Source organism: Pseudoalteromonas sp. 19-MNA-CIBAN-0066 (genome assembly GCF_040308705.1).
Lineage (GTDB): Bacteria > Pseudomonadota > Gammaproteobacteria > Enterobacterales > Alteromonadaceae > Pseudoalteromonas > Pseudoalteromonas nigrifaciens.
On record NZ_JBEONZ010000418.1, the window covers coordinates 1 to 236 of the forward strand.

Sequence of the window (236 nt, forward strand, 5' to 3'; positions counted from 1 at the left end):
GAGTCACTTTATCTAACATACAATCTCCATTAATCGTTAAATGTTGTCGGTAGCTCTACAAATTCTACCCAGTATTTTCCTAGCGTTTTCATCAAATCAACCAAACCATCAAACGTTACTGGTTTTGTAATGTAAGATGCAGCACCTAAGTTATACCCTTTAACCATGTCTTCTTCTTGTTTAGACGTAGTTAATATAACAACCGGAATTCCCTTTAAGTTAGGGTTTCCTTTTAT

Annotated in this window: 1 protein-coding gene; it reads right to left on the reverse strand. The window is 34.7% G+C overall.

The features are described 5' to 3' along the window. Positions 1 to 29: 29 nt before the first annotated feature. A partial coding sequence (locus tag AAEZ18_RS19655; RefSeq protein ID WP_502935425.1) for a response regulator occupies positions 30 to 236 on the reverse strand: 207 nt, incomplete at its 5' end.